This is a genomic window from Streptomyces sp. SDT5-1 (genome assembly GCF_052245995.1).
Lineage (GTDB): Bacteria > Actinomycetota > Actinomycetes > Streptomycetales > Streptomycetaceae > Streptomyces.
Genome location: NZ_CM125963.1, coordinates 6804921 through 6820952, shown reverse-complemented (window position 1 = coordinate 6820952; position 16032 = coordinate 6804921). Strand labels below are relative to the sequence as shown.

General features: G+C 70.5%; 12 protein-coding genes and 1 pseudogene. 10 read left to right on the top strand and 3 right to left on the bottom strand.

The window, feature by feature from the left end; translation table 11 throughout:
• The first annotated feature begins 86 nt into the window (after positions 1-86).
• The 6 genes from ACTWJ8_RS31230 (at position 87) to ACTWJ8_RS31205 (ending at position 8032) form a co-directional block, all read left to right on the top strand.
• Positions 87-2060, top strand: a complete 1974-nt coding sequence (locus ACTWJ8_RS31230; RefSeq protein ID WP_443260928.1) for a beta-galactosidase — start codon at positions 87-89, stop codon at positions 2058-2060.
• A 12-nt stretch (positions 2061-2072) separates the two neighbouring features.
• Positions 2073-3404, top strand: a complete 1332-nt coding sequence (locus tag ACTWJ8_RS31225) for an ABC transporter substrate-binding protein (protein WP_443260927.1) — start codon at positions 2073-2075, stop codon at positions 3402-3404.
• A complete protein-coding gene (locus ACTWJ8_RS31220; RefSeq protein WP_443260926.1) occupies positions 3401-4390 on the top strand; it encodes a carbohydrate ABC transporter permease in 990 nt (329 codons plus the stop codon). Before ACTWJ8_RS31225 ends, ACTWJ8_RS31220 begins: the two co-directional genes overlap by 4 nt.
• A complete protein-coding gene (locus tag ACTWJ8_RS31215) occupies positions 4387-5277 on the top strand; it encodes a carbohydrate ABC transporter permease (RefSeq protein WP_356373806.1) in 891 nt (296 codons plus the stop codon). The genes ACTWJ8_RS31220 and ACTWJ8_RS31215 overlap by 4 nt, the downstream gene beginning before the upstream one ends.
• Before the next feature lie 12 nt (positions 5278-5289).
• Positions 5290-6438 (top strand): galactonate dehydratase, encoded by a 1149-nt coding sequence (gene dgoD / locus ACTWJ8_RS31210; RefSeq protein WP_443260925.1) that lies wholly within the window; start codon positions 5290-5292, stop codon positions 6436-6438.
• A gap of 121 nt (positions 6439-6559) precedes the next feature.
• A complete protein-coding gene (locus ACTWJ8_RS31205) occupies positions 6560-8032 on the top strand; it encodes an MFS transporter (RefSeq protein ID WP_443260924.1) in 1473 nt (490 codons plus the stop codon).
• Here ACTWJ8_RS31205 and ACTWJ8_RS31200 read toward each other — a convergent pair.
• Positions 8019-9074, bottom strand: a complete 1056-nt coding sequence (locus tag ACTWJ8_RS31200; protein ID WP_356373809.1) for an Lrp/AsnC family transcriptional regulator — start codon at positions 9072-9074, stop codon at positions 8019-8021. The two genes, ACTWJ8_RS31205 and ACTWJ8_RS31200, sit on opposite strands and share 14 nt — an antisense overlap.
• Positions 9075-9164: 90 nt before the next feature.
• Here ACTWJ8_RS31200 and ACTWJ8_RS31195 point away from each other — a divergent pair, with 90 nt between their 5' ends.
• From ACTWJ8_RS31195 to ACTWJ8_RS31185, 3 genes and pseudogenes are all read left to right on the top strand, one after another.
• Positions 9165-10406 carry an amidohydrolase family protein gene (locus ACTWJ8_RS31195; protein ID WP_443260923.1) on the top strand — a complete coding sequence of 414 codons (1242 nt, stop codon included), beginning with the start codon at positions 9165-9167 and terminating at the stop codon, positions 10404-10406.
• Positions 10403-11973 (top strand): annotated as a pseudogene (locus ACTWJ8_RS31190) (AbgT family transporter). The gene ACTWJ8_RS31195 and the pseudogene ACTWJ8_RS31190 overlap by 4 nt, the downstream one beginning before the upstream one ends.
• A 94-nt stretch (positions 11974-12067) precedes the next feature.
• Complete coding sequence (locus ACTWJ8_RS31185) at positions 12068-12559, top strand: lamin tail domain-containing protein (protein WP_443260922.1); 492 nt, start codon at positions 12068-12070, stop codon at positions 12557-12559.
• A gap of 18 nt (positions 12560-12577) precedes the next feature.
• On the opposite strand, the gene ACTWJ8_RS31180 is transcribed toward ACTWJ8_RS31185, so the two are convergent.
• Together ACTWJ8_RS31180 and ACTWJ8_RS31175 are read right to left on the bottom strand one after the other, a co-directional pair.
• On the bottom strand, positions 12578-13012 hold the full coding sequence (locus ACTWJ8_RS31180; RefSeq protein WP_443260921.1) for a PPC domain-containing DNA-binding protein: 435 nt from the start codon (positions 13010-13012) through the stop codon (positions 12578-12580).
• A 55-nt stretch (positions 13013-13067) separates the two neighbouring features.
• Positions 13068-14615 (bottom strand): pectate lyase family protein, encoded by a 1548-nt coding sequence (locus ACTWJ8_RS31175; protein ID WP_443260920.1) that lies wholly within the window; start codon positions 14613-14615, stop codon positions 13068-13070.
• A 460-nt stretch (positions 14616-15075) separates the two neighbouring features.
• On the opposite strand from ACTWJ8_RS31175, the gene ltnD reads away from it, so the two are divergent.
• Positions 15076-16032, top strand: coding sequence for an L-threonate dehydrogenase (gene ltnD / locus ACTWJ8_RS31170; protein ID WP_443260919.1), 957 nt, complete (start codon positions 15076-15078; stop codon positions 16030-16032).

Here is a 16032-nt window from a genome sequence, read left to right as displayed (position 1 = left end):
CTATATTCCGCCACGTTAATTCCTAATTAATGGATTGAACAAGGCCGCGCACAGAACGGCGAATCCCACGGATCGAGTGAGGTGCGATGCTCCACTTCGGCGCCGACTACAACCCCGAGCAGTGGCCCGAGGAGGTCAGGGCCGAGGACACCCGGCTGATGAAGGAGGCCGGGGTCACCATGGTCACGGCCGGGATCTTCTCCTGGGCCAAGGTCGAGCCCCGGCCCGGCGACTACGACTTCGGCTGGTTCGACCGTGTCATGGACGACCTCGCCGACGCGGGCATCCGGGTCTGCCTCGCCACCATGACCGCCTCGCCGCCCCCGTGGCTTTCGCGCCTGCACCCGGAGGTGCTGCCGGAGACCGAGGACGGCCGCCGCAAGTGGCCCGGCGGCCGCCAGCACTACTGCCCCTCCAGCCCGGTGTACCGGGAGCACGCCACCCGCCTCGTCGAACGCCTCGCCACCCGGTACGCCGACCACCCGGCCCTCGACACCTGGCACATCGGCAACGAGTACGGCTGCCACACCCGCCAGTGCCACTGCGACGTGTCCGCCGCCGACTTCCGCCGCTGGCTGCGCGAGCGGTACGGGACGGTGGACGCGCTCAACGACGCCTGGTCCACGGCCTTCTGGTCGCAGCGCTACGACGACTTCGACGAGGTGCTGCCGCCACGCCTGGCACCCACCTTCGCCAATCCGGCGCAGCAGCTCGACTACTGGCGCTTCAGCGACGACGCGCTGCGCCAGTGCTACCTCGCCGAGGCAGCCGTGCTGCGCCGGATCACACCGGACGTGCCGATCACCACGAACCTGATGCCGAACCACAAGCCGGTCGACGCCTTCGCCTGGTCCGCGCACATGGACGTGATGGCGCTCGACCACTACCAGGACCCGTACGAGGCAGACCCGCAGCGCACCGCCGCGTACAACTTCGACCTGATGCGCTCGGCCCGCGAAGGGCAGCCGTGGCTGCTCCTGGAGCAGGCGCCGAGCGCGGTCAACTGGCGGCCCCGCAACAGCCCGAAGCAGCCCGGCCGGATGCGCCTGTGGAGCTGGCAGGCCGTCGCGCAGGGCGCCGACGCGGTCCTGTACTTCCAGTGGCGGCAGTCGCGCGGCGGCGCCGAGAAGTTCCACTCCGCGATGGTCCCGCACGCCGGGACCGACACCCGGGTCTTCCGCGAAGTGTCCCACCTCGGCCGCGAGTTGGCTTCCGTGCCGGAGATCGCGGGCACCCGCTCGTCCGCCGACGTCGCGCTGGTCACCGACTGGAACAGCTGGTGGGCCCTCGAGCTGGACTCCCACCCGTCGACGGCGCTCGACCAGTCCGAGATCAACCTCGCGCACCACCGAGCCCTGTTCGACGCGGGCGTGGCCTGTGACATCGTCCCGCCGGACCGGGACCTCTCCGCGTACAAGCTGGTCGTGGTCCCGAATCTGTATCTGCTGCGGCGGGAGGACGCCGAGCGGCTCGCCGCCTACGTCGAGGCAGGCGGGCACCTCGTGGTGTCGTTCTTCTCCGGCATCGTCGACGAGTGCGACCGCGTCGAACTCGGCGGCTACCCCGCCCACTTGCGCGAACTGCTCGGCATCCGCACGGAGGAGTTCTGGCCGCTCGACGAGGGACAACGCCGCACTGTCCGCGGCGAGTTGAGCGGTTCCGCCGATCTGTGGTCCGAGGACATCGGCCTGGAGGGCGCCGAAGCCGTCGCCCGCTTCGAGGACGGCGAGCTGGCCGGCCGCCCGGCCGTGACCCGGCACCCGTACGGCGAGGGCACCGCCTGGTACGTCGGCACCCGCCTCGAACCGGCCGCGCTGCGGGCGCTGTTGGACCGGGTGCGCGAGGAGGCCGGTGTGACACCCGTCCTCCCGGACCTGCCCGCACAGGTGCAGGCCACCGTCCGCGAGGGCGCATCCGGACGCTTCCTGTTCCTGCTGAACCACGGCAAGGACGAGGCGACGGTCCCGCTGCCCACTCCCATGCGCGACCGCCTCGCACCCGGATCGGCCGCCACCCCTCGCATCACCCTGCCGCCCTACGGCGTCGCCGTACTGCACTGACAAGGAGGTCAGATGCCCCAGACACCCACCCGGCGCACGCTCCTGACGTGGGCCGCCGCAGCAGCCGCGGCCCCCGCCCTCGCGGCCTGCGGCGAATCCGCCGGCGCCGCCCGCATGACGAAGGACCACCGCCGCGCGCCGGGCCAGAAGGTCACCCTCAGGCTCTGGACATGGGTGCCGCTGCAGAAGGCGGTCGCGCTGTGGAACAAGCGCAACCCGGACATCCAGGTCGTCGCCCAGATGGTGCCGGCCAACACCTCGGGCGGCTACCAGAAGATGCACGCCGCCGTGAAGGCGGGCAATCCGCCGGACCTCGCCCAGGTCGAGTACTACGCACTGCCCGAGTTCATGCTGGAGGGCGGACTGACGAACCTGAGCGAGTACGGGGCGGACGACCTCAAGGGTCACTACGTCGACTGGCAGTGGAAGCAGGGCGTGTTCGCGGGCGGCACGTACGCGATCCCGCAGGCCTCCGGCCCCATGGGCCTCTTCCACCGCAAGGACCTCCTGGAGAAGTGGGACATCGAGGTCCCCCGGACCTGGGACGCGTACCGCGCCGCGGCGAAGAAGGTGAAGGCGCGCGGCGCCTACATGACGGCCTTCCCGCCGTCGAACGCCCAGTGGTTCGCGAGCTTCCCGTGGCAGCGCGGCGCCCACTGGGTGCGCACCGAGGGCGACACCTGGATCGTCGACCTGACGTCGAAGGAGTCCCTGGAGGTCGCCGACTACTGGGACGGCCTGGTCCGCGACCGGCTGGTGCTCCAGACGCAGGACGCGCAGAGCGCCTTCTACAAGGGGCTCCAGACCGGGCAGCTCGTGACATGGCCCGGCGCGCAGTGGTACGACGCCCTGATCCGCGGCAACGCGCCGCGCACCAAGGGCAAGTGGGAGGTGTCCGAGCTTCCGCAGTGGGAGGAGGGCGCGCACGCCTCGTCGAACTGGGGCGGTTCCTCCACCGCGGTCCTCCAGGGCTCGCAGCACCCGGTCGAGGCGCTGAAGGTGGCGCACTGGCTGAACACGAACCCGGACAGCATGAAGCTGCTGATCGAGGCCGGGTACGGCTGGCCGGCCGCGAAGATCGACCTGCCGCGGACGCCGCTCGGCAAGCCGGACCCGTTCTTCGGCGGGCAGCGCTACAACGAGGTGTTCCAGGTCTCGGACCGCAACGTCGACACCTCGTGGCGGTACGCGCCGACCACCACGCAGTCCTTCACCCACATCCAGGACAACCTGGCGCTCGCCCTCGCGGGCAAGGGCACGTTCGTGGACGCCCTGAAGGACGCGCAGACGAAGTTCGTCGACGACCTGAAGGCGAAAGGTCTCAAGGCGAGGAGCGCTCGATGACGACCTCATCCGTGAAGTCCGCTAAGTCCGCGCGAACCGGCGGCGCCGACGCAGGGCACACCGGCGCGGCCCCGGCGGCTGCCGGGCGCCGCCGTCGCGCCCGCCCCGACCGCAAGGCCTGGCTGTTCCTCGGCCCGTTCCTCGCGGTCTATCTCTTCGCGATGATCATCCCGGTGTTCTACGCGATCTACCAGAGCCTGCTGAAGGTGGAGCGCTCGGGACCGCTCGGGCTCGGCGCCCCCAAGGTCGTCTTCGGCGGCCTGGACAACTACGCGCTCGCGCTCCAGCAGGAGGCGTTCCTGGAGGGCTTCGGCCGGGTGCTGCTTTTCGGGATCGTGCAGGTCCCGGTGATGCTGCTGCTCTCGCTCGTCCTCGCGCTCCTGCTCGACCAGGTCTCCGACCGCTGGGCGGGTCTGATGCGGGCGACGTACTTCCTGCCGTACGGCATCCCGGGTGTGATCGCGACGATCCTGTGGGGCTTCCTGTACGTGCCGGGCATCAGCCCGATCACGGAGATGCTCGGCGACCTCGGCTTCCAGCCGGACTTCCTCGGCCCCGACAACGTGCTGTGGTCGATCGCGAACATCGTGATCTGGGAGTTCGCCGGCTACAACATGCTGATCATCGTCGCGCAGCTGAAGTCCGTGCCGCAGGAGCTGTACGAGGCCGCGAAGATCGACGGCGCCGGACCCTGGCAGATCGCGCTGCGCGTGAAAATCCCCCTCGTCCGCCCCGCTCTCGTCCTCACCTGCGTGTTCTCCATCATCGGCACGATGCAGCTGTTCGCCGAGCCGCTGGTCCTGAAGAAGATCGCGCCTGCCGTGATCCCCGACTACACGCCGAACCTGAGCGCGTACTTCGACGCCTTCTCCAACGCCAACATCTATGTGGCGGCGGCCAAGTCGGTGGTCCTCGCCGTGGTCGCGATGGTCCTGTCCTTCGGCTTCCTGAGCCTCGTCACCCGCAAGCAGAGGAGCGAGCGATGAGCGCCGTCGACGTCAAGAGCCCGGAAGCCGCGTCCGCCGACAGGCCGCGTCGCTTCACCCCCGGCCGGATCGTGCTGGTCGCGGTCCTCACGATCGCCGCGATCTACTTCCTCGTCCCCGTGTACTGGCTGGTCGTCGCGGCGACGAAGAACAACGACAGCCTCTACGGCTCGTTCGGCTTCTGGTTCGACAGCCCGCAACTGCTGCACAACCTGGCCAACGTGTTCTCGTACGACCGGCACGTGTACCTCCAGTGGGCGCTGAACTCGCTGCTGTACGCGGGGGTGGGCGCGGTGCTCGCGACGCTGTTCTCGGCGGCGGCCGGGTTCGCGCTGGCCAAGTACCGGTTCCGGGGCCGCGAGGCGGTGTTCAAGTTCGTCCTCGCGGGCGTCCTGCTCCCGTCGACGGCGCTCGCGCTCCCCCTGTACCTCCTGTTCAGCAAGCTGCACCTGACGGACACGTACTGGGCGGTCCTGATCCCCAGCGTCGTGTCGCCGTTCGGCGTGTACCTGTGCCGGATCTACGCGGAGGCGTCCATCCCCGACTCCGTCCTGGAGGCGGCGCGGGTGGACGGGGCGGGTGAGGAGCGGATCTTCGCCACCCTCGTCCTGCGCATCATGACGCCCGCGCTCGTCACCGTCTTCCTCTTCCAGTTCGTGCACATCTGGAACAACTACTTCCTGCCGCTGGTGATGCTCTCCGACGACCGGAAGTACCCGATCACGCTCGGCCTTGTCACGTGGCAGCAGGCGGCCGACCGGGTGCCGGAGCTGACGCAGTACACCATCGGCGGCGCCTTCGTCTCGGTCATCCCGCTCGCCGTCGCGATGCTCGTCCTCCAGCGCTTCTGGCGGACGGGTCTGACCGAGGGCAGCGTCAAGGAGTAAGGAGCCCCAGGCTTGAAGATCACCCGAGTCGAGACCTTCGCCGTCCCGCCCCGCTGGCTGCTGTGCCGGATCGAGACGGACGACGGTCTCGTGGGCTGGGGCGAGCCCGTGGTGGAGGGCCGCGCGGACACCGTGCGCACGGCCGTCCACGAGCTCGCCGACCAGTTCCTCGCGGGCGCGGACCCGCTGCGCGTCGAGGACCACTGGCAGCTGATGACGAAGGGCTCGTTCTACCGGGGCGGGCCCGTACTCTCCAGCGCCGTCGCGGGCCTCGACCAGGCGCTGTGGGACATCGCCGGGCAGGTGTACGACGCGCCCGTGCACCAGCTCATGGGCGGGCCCGTGCGCGAGCGGGTGCGGGCGTACTGCTGGGTGGGCGGCGACGAGCCCGCCGAGTTGCGCGACCGGATCGCGGAGCAGCGGGCCGCGGGGTTCACGGCGGTGAAGATGAACGGCGCGGGCCGCACGAACCGGCTTCCGACCGTCGCCGAGCTCGACGCCATGGCCGCCCGCGCCGCGGTGGCCCGCGAGGTCCTCGGCCCCGAGGGGGACTTCGCGCTCGACTTCCACGGCCGGTTCACGGTGGCGGGCGCGGTGCGCGCGGCGGCGGCCGTCGAGCCGTACGCCCCGATGTTCGTCGAGGAGCCGGTCCTGCCGGAGTACACGCACCGCATCGGGCGCGTGGTGGACTCCACGAGCCTCCCTGTCGCGACCGGCGAGCGCCTCTACTCCCGCACCGAGGTGCTGCCGGCCCTCCAGGCGGGCGTCGCCGTGCTCCAGCCGGACCTCTCGCACGCGGGCGGCCTCTCGGAGTCCCGCCGCATCGCCTCCCTCGCCGAGACCTTCGACGCGCTGGTGGCCCCGCACTGCCCCCTCGGCCCCGTCGCCCTGGCCGCGAGCCTCCAACTCGCGTTCTGCACACCGAACTTCCTCATCCAGGAACAGTCGATCGGCCTCCACTACAACAACGCGTCCGAACTCCTCGACTACGTCGCGGACCCGGAGGTCTTCCGCTTCCACGACGGCCACTTCGCCCGCCCCACCCGCCCCGGCCTCGGCGTCCGCATCGACGAGAAGGCGGTCCGCCGCGCGAACGACTCGGCGGCGAGCTGGCACAACCCGGTGTGGCGGCACGGGGACGGGTCGTTCGCGGAGTGGTGACCCGGTGACGCCCTCCGGCGGGACACCGCCCTGACCAGCATGCGGACAATCGGACGAGGTGCTTCCGGTCGCGGCCTACGATTCCGCGATACATCGCACACCAGTACCCCGGAAGGCCCCCGTGAGCACCACCTCGTCCCTGCCCACACCCCCGCCGGCTGATGCGGCGCCCGCGGCCGTGCCGATCCGGTCCGCGGGCGACGTCTCCGACCTGGTCAACTCCGGCACGGCGCGCGGCCGGCACGCCAAGATGATCGTGGTCATCGCGCTCGGCGGCATCTTCCTCGACGCGTACGACCTCAGCTCGCTCGCGTACGGGCTCCCGGACATCACGAAGCAGTTCGGGCTCAGCTCCACGATGGCCGGTGTGGTCACCGCGTCGATCAGCGTCGGCTCGCTGATCGGCGCCCTGGTCGGCGGCTGGCTCGTGGACCGCATCGGGCGTTACCGGGTCTTCATGGCCAACATGCTGTTCTTCGTCGTCACGGCGCTGGTGTGCGCGCTCGCGCAGGACGCGTGGACGCTGATCGGCGCCCGGTTCGTGATGGGCATCGGCGTCGGCATGGACATCCCGGTCGCCATCGCGTTCCTCGCCGAGTTCTCCCGGCTGCGCGGCAAGGGCAGCAAGGGCTCGCGCACGGCCGCCTGGTCGCCCGCCTGGTACGCGGCGACCAGCGGCTGCTACCTGATCATCATGGCGCTGTACTTCCTGCTGCCCGACGCCCAGCTGGGCTGGCTGTGGCGCTTCACCGTCGGCTTCGGCGCCGTGCCCGCGCTGCTCGTCCTGCTGCTGCGCCGCCGCTACATGAACGAGTCCCCCACCTGGGCCGCCGACCAGGGCGACCTGGAGGGCGCGGCCCGCATCCTCCGGGAGTCGTACGGCGTGGAGGCCTACGTCCCCGACGACGTGAAGTCCTCCGAGGAGCAGCCTGCGCGGCGCCCCGGGATCGGTGCCTACGCGCGGCTGTTCAGGGGCCCTTACCGGACGCGCACCATCCAGTCCGTGGCGGTCGGGCTCGCCGAGACCTTCGGGTACAACGCGGTCGCGTTCGGGCTGCCCATCATCATCGCGACGCTGATGACGCAGGGGCCGCTGACCACCATCGCGTCGTCCTTCGCCCTGAACCTCGTGTTCGCCCTGACCGGTGGCCTGCTCGGCATCCGCTGGGCGTCGACGAAGGGCGCCTGGCCGATGATGTCGCTGGGCTTCGCGATCCAGCTCGTCGCCATCACCGCGCTCGCGCTCATCGGGCAGCCGTCGGGCACCGCCGTGGTCACGGCCGGGATCCTGATGCTGGGTGCCTTCATGTTCGCGCAGGGCTTCGGTCCCGGCGCGCACATCATGAGCTACGCCTCGCTGGGCTTCCCGACGTCGATGCGCGGTGTCTCCATCGGCTTCAACCAGGCGGTGCTGCGGCTCGGTTCGACGCTGACGCTGTTCTTCTTCCCCATCCTGAGCACCGGGCTCGGCACCGGTGTGTACTGGGTGATCCTCGGCGCCCCGGTGCTCGGTCTCGTGGCGCTGCTCGTGAAGCGCTGGGAGCCGGTCGGCTTCGACGCCGACGCGGAGGAGCGGAAGCTCAGTCTCCGGTAGAGCGCAGCGGCACCGCGCCCACGCTGTGGCCGCGCCGGTCGAGGAGCCGGCCCGCGTGCTTCAGCGTGCGCAGCACCACCGCGCGCTCCGTGATGCGCAGGCCGAGGTCCGCGAGCCTGCGGTTGAGGAGCGCCTCGGTGGTGTGCACCTCGGCGAGGGTGCGCAGCCATATGTCGAGGATCAGGTTGTGGGTGCCCGCCGTGATGCTGCACATGCGCAGGCCCGGCAGGGTGCGCAGGGCCTGCACGGCGGGCTCCAGGTTCTCGGCGGGCACGGACCCGAAGTAGACCGCCGACACCGGGAATTCGGTGAGCGGGCGGGCCAGCGTGCAGCGCAGCGAGAGCCGGCCGCCCGCGCTCAGCGCCCGGAGCCTGCGCCGCACGGTGGCGGTGCTCGACCCCGTGGCGCGGGCCAGGTCCTCGAGGGACATCCGCCCGTCGGTGCCCAGCGCGTGCGCGATGCGCCGGTCCACGGGACGTATCGGCTCGTCCGGGACGGGCGCCTCGACGTCCGCGTACTCCGGCCTGAGCAGCGCGCGCTGACTGGGCGTCAGGCTGCGCAGCCGCCACTGCGCGCCCTCGAAGGGGACCGCGGTGATGACATGGATCCGGGTGCCGCGCACCCCGGGCAGCCGCGAGATCCGCTCCCCCGTGTACTGCGCGAGGTCGTCGAACGACGAGGCGCCCACGATGGCCAGCAGGTCCCGCCCGCCGGACGTCTGCTTGAGGCTGAGCATCCGGGAGTCCGCCGCGAGCGACGTGAGCACGCTCTCCGGCAGATGTCCGCCGGTGTCGATCTCGACCTGCGCGTACACCGAGCCCTCGTCGCGGTCGAGCGCGAGGTACCCGTCGACCCACGCGGCGCCGCTGCGCGCGAGCCGCTCCCAGCGCCGGGCGGCGGTGACGGGGTCGATGCCGAGGGCCTCGCCGATGAGCGTCCAGGGGGCGCGGGTGTTGATCTGGAGGGCGTGCACGAGGGCGAGATCGAGCTCGTCGATCCTGGTGCGCTCCGCCACGGCGGGTTCCGAATGCTGCGTGTTCACGGTGACAGAAATCCTGCACAGATCGGCGGGCACGGTCAGGTTCCTGCGATTTTACGTCTTCGTCATCGCCGAATCCGACAGTGTTCGCTCATGAGTTCCGAACAGTCTTCCTCGCTCCGCCTCACCAACGCCCGCCTCATCGACGGCACCGGGGCCGCGCCCGTCGCGGACGCCACGCTCGTCGTCGACGCCGAGGGCCTGATCGCGTACGCGGGTCCGACGGCGCAGGCCCCTGCCGCGGAGCCCGGTGTGCGCACCGTCGACGCCGGGGGCCGCACGCTGCTGCCCGGCTTCATCGACACCCATGTCCACCTCGGCGTCGAGTCGGCGCGGCAGATGGTGCGCCGCTTCGAGCAGGACACCACGGTGGAGACCTTCCGCACGGCCGAGCGGCTGCGGGCCACCCTCGACGCGGGTGTCACCACCGTGCGCGACCTGGGCGGGCTCCCCGCGGGCTACCGCACGGCCGTCGCGCGGGGCCTGACCACCGGCCCCCGGATCCACACCGCCGTGCGCATCCTGAGCCACACGGGCGGGCACGCCGACTTCGCCACCGAGTGCGGCTTCGACCCGAGCGCCGGGATGGGCGAGATCGCCGACACCCCCGACGAGGTGCGGCTCGCGGTGCGCAGGCTGCTGCGGGCGGGCGCCGATGTCATCAAGGTGTGCGCCACCGGCGGCATGTCGTCGCCGTACGACCACCCCGACGACGAGGGCCTGACCGAGGAGGAGATCCGTACGGTCGTCGAGGAGCTGGCCCGGCACGGCGGCCGCCCGGTCGCCGCGCACGCGCAGGGCACGGCCGGCATCCTCAACGCGATCCGCGGCGGTGTCACCAGCGTCGAGCACGGCTACGGCATGAGCGCGCAGGCGCGTGAACTCGCGGGCGAGAAGGGCACGTTCGTCGTCCCGACGCTCTCCACGGTCTTCGACGGCATCGACAAGGCCACCATGGAGCCGTACCACTACGAGAAGAAGGTCCGCTGGTCGTCGATCACCAAGGAGAACATCTCCGCGGCCATCGCCGAGGGCGTGAGGATCGCCATGGGCACGGACGCGGCGATGGTGCCGCACGGCCGCAACCTGCGCGAGCTGACCCACCTCGTGGCCCTCGGCATGACCCCGATGCAGGCCATCACCACGGGCACCCGCAGCGCCGCCGAACTCCTGGGCCTCGACGCCGAGATCGGCACCCTGGAGGCGGGCAAGCGCGCCGACCTCGTGGTGTGCGAGGGCGATCCGCTGGCCGACATCGCACTCCTCGCGGACCCGACGAACGTCGTCCTCGTCGCGCAGGGCGGCACACTCCGCAAGAACGGACTCGGGACATGACGACACAGACACCGGCCCCCGAGCGGGAGCACACCAGAGCGGGGTTCATCGACAAGGCCATGTCCGGGATCGAGCGGGTGGGCAACAGGCTCCCCCACCCGGTCCTCCTCTTCCTCGGCCTGTTCGCCCTGGTCGGCGCCGCGTCCACCGTGCTCGCGGCGACCGGCGCGACGGTGCGGATCCCGGGCGAGGACAAGACCGGCGCCGTGCAGGGGGTGTTCACCGGGGACGGCGTGGTGTGGCTCCTGGAGAACTTCATCCCGAACTTCACGGGCTTCCCCTCGCTCGGCACGGTGCTGCTGATGATGGCGGCGGTGGGTGTCGCCGAGCGCACGGGCCTCCTTGAGACGATGGTGCGTGCCTCCATCTCGCGCGCCCCGAAGTGGCTGCTCCCCTACCTGGTCGCGTTCGTGGCGGCACAGGCGCACCTGATGAGCGACGTGGCGATCCTGGTGATCCCGCCGCTGGCCGCGCTGGTGTTCAAGAACGCGGGCCGCAACCCGGTCGCGGGCCTGATCGGCGGCTTCGCCTGCGTGTGCGCGGGCTACGCGGCGGGCTTCTCGATCGGCGCCCTCGACGCGCTCTACACGGGCATCACCCACCAGGCGGCGCAGGTCCTGCCGCAGGGCGCGGACGCCCCGACGCACATCCTGATCAACTACTTCTACACGGCGTCCGCGAGCGTCGTCCTCGCCCTCATCGGCGGCTTCCTCATCGCCCGCGTCCTCGAACCACGCCTGCCGTGGCCGAGCACGGCCGACGAGGAGCAGACGGCGGGCGAGGTCACCACCGAGGTCACCGAGCTCCAGCGGCGCGGCATGCGCCGGGCGGGCCTCGTGGTCCTCGCGTACGCCGCCGTGGTCATCACCTGCTGGCTGCTGCCCGACTCCCCGCTGCGCGGCGAGGGCGGGGCGCTGGTCCCCTCGCCCGTGCTCGACGGCATCGTGCCGCTGCTGTTCGTGGCGTTCCTGCTGGCCGGGGCGGTGTACGGGCGCACGGTCAAGGCGGTCACGCGGTTCGAGGACGTGCCGCGGATGATGGCCGACGCCATCACGGGCATGTCCGCGTACATCGTGCTGATCCTGGTCATCGCGCAGGTCATCGGCGTCTTCGACTGGACGAACCTGGGGACGCTGCTCGCGGTGAAGGGCGCGGCGCTCCTCGAATCGGTGGGCCTGACCGGCTACTTGGGCCTGGTGGCCTTCGTGCTCCTGGTGTGCGTCCTGAACCTGTTCATCACGTCGGGCTCGGCGCTGTGGTCACTGGTGGCGCCGGTCTTCGTCCCGGCGTTCATGCTCCTTCACATGGAACCAGCGGTCACCCAGGCCGCGTTCCGCATCGGCGACTCGGCGACTCGGCGACCCAGATGATCACGCCCCTGAACCCGTACGTGTTCCTGCTCCTGACGGTCCTCAAGCGATACGAACCGGAGGCCCAACTCGGCTCGCTGCTCTCGCGGTTGTCGGTGTTCGTGGCGCCGTTCCTCGTCGCGTGGCTCGCGGTGCTCGGCATCTTCTACGGCTTCGACATCCCGCTGGGGCCGGGGGCCGATATCAGCACACGCTGACGCCCGCACACATTTTCTTCACGTCTGCGTCATCACCCATTCACATGTCATATGCTCGCAGGGCTCCACTGGAACAGTTCGAGGGGGGAACCTCATGCGTTACCGCTACGCCCTGCCCGCAGCCGCCGCCGTCGCCGCGCTCGCCGCGACCGTGTCTCCCGCACAGGCCGCCGAGTACTCATCGGCCCTGAAGGTCCGGGGCGTTCAGTACGACGCCCCGGGCCGGGACTCCAACCGCTGCTCGGGCGGCAACACCAAGGACGAGTACCTGACCATCAAGAACTACTCGCGGACCGCGACGGTCAACCTCAAGGGGTACGTCGTGAAGGACGCCGCGGGCAACCGCTTCAAGTTCACCGCCAGCCACTCCCTCCAGCCCGGCGACTACGTCAAGCTGCGGGGCGGCAACGGCACGGACTCCGACGCGAAGAACGTCGTCTACCGCGACAACTGCAACTTCATGTGGAACAACGACAAGGACACCATCTACCTGTACAAGCCGTCCGGCTCCCGCTCGGACGTCCACGCGTACACCAAGCGGTCCAACGACCGGGACGGCGACGGGTACATCAAGTACCACGGCTGACCCGAGCGCCGGCCGGGGCTAGGACGGGCTGATCAGCGCCAGTCCGAGTTCCGGCCGGTACACCTTCGCGAGCTCCGCCGGGCTGTCCCTGACGATCACCTCGAGGGTCGGCCAGACATGGCCCTCCAGGAGGTGTCCGCCGCGCGTCGTGCCGTCCGCGAGTCCCACCACGGTGTGCAGATGCGCGGTCGGCCCGTCCTCGCCCACGGCGATGTCTCCGAGCAGCGACAGCACCTCGCACTGCTGGCCCACCGTGGTGGGCCGGTAGTCCTTGGCGTCCCGGTCGAACCACCCCACGACGGCCTGCGAGAACGCGCCCACGGCCGTCACCTGCGAGGCGCCGAGGTCACGGTCGCGCGCGAAGTCGGTGATCGCGGCCAGTGCCTCCTCGCCCTCCTCGAGGACGAGGACGTAGACCGAGGTCGGGCTGTGCTGCACCTGTTGCCACTTCATGTGCCACGGGTAACCCGCCCACCGGTCGGAAAACCGGCGGGCGGGACATCGTGCCCTACTGGGCGTACGTCTCGAACTCGGCCACCTGGGGCGTCGCGCCCGCCCCGGTGATCTCGAACGTGACCTTCTTCAGGGACGTCTTGGGCACGGTGATGACACCGGCCCCGCTCCCGGAGGCCAGCACGGCCCCGGTGTCACCGTTGAGGATCCGCCAGGTCGTGATCCGGCCGGCGCCGGCCGCCGTCTCCCGGATGCTGACCTTGGAGATCGTGGTGGCCGTGCCCCATTTGACGGAGACCGAGCCGGTCGTGCCGCTCGGCGACCAGTAGGTGGTCATGCTGCCGTCGCGCACATTGCCGTAGCTGGTGCCGTCCGCCTTGCTGGAGCCGTCGGCGCCCGCGCCCAGGCTCAGGTTCGTGCCGGTGGGCTGCGTCGGCGTGGGGTCCGTGGGCGTCGGGGTCGGGGTGGGCGTGGGGTCGGGCGTCTGCGTCGAGCAGCTGCCGTCCGACACCTTCATGCCCTTGTTCGCGCCCGCCGTCTGCCCGACGATCCCCGGCACGCACGACGCGTCGTCGAGCTTGTACGCGTACGGGATGGAGACCGAGGTGTTCGACACCGGGTTCGGCCCCGCGGGCTTGTAGTCGCTCGCGCTCGCCGACCATGTCACGTTGTCGAAGGTGTTGCCTGCGACCTGCCAGTATCCGGCGGCGGTCGTGTAGAAGGTGCCGAGGACGTCCTTCGAGTCCTTGAAGTAGTTGTTGTCGACCCTGGCCTTCGCCCCCGCGCGGGAGTTGATGCCCGACTCGTTGAGGTGCACGTAGTAGTTGTTGTACATGTGCGCCGTGCCGCCGCGCAGCAGCGGTGTGCGGGAGTCGAGGTTCTCGTACAGGTTGTGGTGGAACGTGATGTAGCCGTTGGACAGCTCGGTCTCGCTGGAGCCGATCAGGCCGCCGCGCCCCGAGTTGCGCAAGGTGCTGTACGAGAGGGTGACGTACTGGGTGTTGTCCTTCATGTCGAAGAGGCCGTCGTAGCCCTCCGACTCGCCGCCGGAGGCGAGGAGGTTCACATGGTCGACCCAGACGTTGCGGACGTCGCTCTCCATGCCGATGGCGTCGCCGCCGTTGGAGGTGGGCGAGCCGGACTTCTTGACGTTCTGGACCGTCACGTTCTGGATGATGATGTTGCTCGACTCCCGTATGTGGATGCCGAGTTGGTCGAAGGTGGCGCCGCTCCCGACGCCGACGAGCGTGACGTTGCTGATCTGCTTGAGCTCGATGACACCGTCGGCCGTGTTGCAGCTGTCGCCGGACACCTTGCTGGTGTTGGCGTGGTTGATGGTGCCCTCGACCTCGATGGTGATCGGGGTGCTGTCGCTGGCCCGGTCGCACAGGGCCTGGTGGATCTGGGTTCCCGTGGTGGCCCGTACGGTCGCTCCGCCCGCGCCTCCGGTGGTGCCGCCGTTCTGGGTGGCGTAGCCGGTGGCGGTGCCGGTGACGGCGGCCGACGCCTCGGACGTCGACAGCGTCATGGCGGCGGCGCCCGCGAGGGCGAGCGCGCCGATCCCGGCGGTGAGCCGGAGCGCGACGGGTCTGCCTAACTTCATGGTCGTGGTTCCTTCCGGTGCGGTGCGTGGCACTGACGGGGGTGCTCTGGGCATGCCGGTGCAACCGGTGGGGTGACCGGCGAGAGAACGTGGAAAGCGCTTTCTGACGCGGGAGAATAGAGCGCCGCCGGAGCGGGTGGCAAGGCTCCGCGCAGCGCTTGTGACCGTGGCGGCCGCGGCGTGACGGCCGCTCCGCACCGGCCCCCGGCACCCCTTCCGCACCACCCCGCGCCGCCCCGCCGCCCTCGCCGATCGACAGCGCCGCCATCGTCTGCCTCGGGATCTACGGCGTCCTGGACGCGCTGAGCCTCACGCCCGGCGCCTGATCCCGGCCGCGATCCCCGCCGCTCCGCTGTGACCGGCATCACCCTGTACTCAGCCTGAGCGCGCAGGTCATCATATGACCTGCGTTCGACGGCCCCCGCGGCCTCCGCCCGGCTAGAGACAGGGACAGACACCCATGCACGACCAGCAACACCCGGCCCCGAGCCCGACGACGCGTGTGGGTGTCGTCGGGCTCGGCGCCATGGGGCTCGGCATGGCGCGCAGCCTGCGCGCCGCCGGGTTCCATGTCGCGGTGCACGACCTGCGCGCCGACGTGGCCGCCGACTTCGCCCGCGAGGGCGGCACCGCGTACGCGTCGGCCGGTGACCTGGCGGCCGACGTCGACGTCCTCGTCGGCGTCGTGGTCAACTCCGCGCAGGTCGAGTCGGTCCTCTTCGGCGAGGGCGGCGCGGCCGGGCGGCTGCGCCCCGGATCCGTCTACGTCATGTGCTCCACGGTCGACCCGGCCTTCTCCGCCGGGCTCGAGGGCAGGCTCGCGGAGTCCGGCGTCCTCTTCCTCGACGCCCCGATCTCCGGCGGCGCCGCCCGCGCCGCCACCGGCGAGCTGACGATGATGACTTCGGGCTCCCCCGCCGCGTACGCCCTCGCCGAACCGGTCCTCGACGCCATGAGCGCCACGGTCTACCGGCTCGGTGACACCGCCGGGCTCGGCTCCAAGGTCAAGATCGTGAACCAGCTGCTCGCGGGCGTGCACATCGCCGCCGCCGCGGAGGCCATGGCCCTCGGCATCAAGGCGGGCGTCCCCGCCGAGTCCCTGTACGAGGTCATCACGCACAGCGCGGGCAACTCGTGGATGTTCGAGAACCGCATGGCACACGTCCTGGCCGGGGACTACACACCACTGTCCGCCGTCGACATCTTCGTCAAGGACCTCGGTCTCGTCCTGGACTCGGCGCGGCCCGAGAAGTTCCCGCTGCCGCTGTCCGCCACCGCCCACCAGATGTTCCTCCAGGCTTCCGCCTCCGGGCTCGGCGGCGAGGACGACAGCGCGGTCATCAAGATCTTCCCGGGCATCGAGCTGCCCCACGCCCAGGGCGACACCCCGGGCCACGCCCAGGACCAGGAGGCCTGA

Coding starts and splice junctions, on each gene's coding strand:
- ltnD (WP_443260919.1), top strand. CDS start 15,076: ATGCACGACCAGCAACACCCGGCCCCGAGCCCGACGACGCGTGTGGGT.
- ACTWJ8_RS31185 (WP_443260922.1), top strand. CDS start 12,068: ATGCGTTACCGCTACGCCCTGCCCGCAGCCGCCGCCGTCGCCGCGCTC.
- ACTWJ8_RS31195 (WP_443260923.1), top strand. CDS start 9,165: ATGAGTTCCGAACAGTCTTCCTCGCTCCGCCTCACCAACGCCCGCCTC.
- ACTWJ8_RS31225 (WP_443260927.1), top strand. CDS start 2,073: ATGCCCCAGACACCCACCCGGCGCACGCTCCTGACGTGGGCCGCCGCA.
- ACTWJ8_RS31180 (WP_443260921.1), bottom strand. CDS start 13,012: ATGAAGTGGCAACAGGTGCAGCACAGCCCGACCTCGGTCTACGTCCTC.
- ACTWJ8_RS31175 (WP_443260920.1), bottom strand. CDS start 14,615: ATGAAGTTAGGCAGACCCGTCGCGCTCCGGCTCACCGCCGGGATCGGC.
- ACTWJ8_RS31230 (WP_443260928.1), top strand. CDS start 87: ATGCTCCACTTCGGCGCCGACTACAACCCCGAGCAGTGGCCCGAGGAG.
- ACTWJ8_RS31220 (WP_443260926.1), top strand. CDS start 3,401: ATGACGACCTCATCCGTGAAGTCCGCTAAGTCCGCGCGAACCGGCGGC.
- ACTWJ8_RS31215 (WP_356373806.1), top strand. CDS start 4,387: ATGAGCGCCGTCGACGTCAAGAGCCCGGAAGCCGCGTCCGCCGACAGG.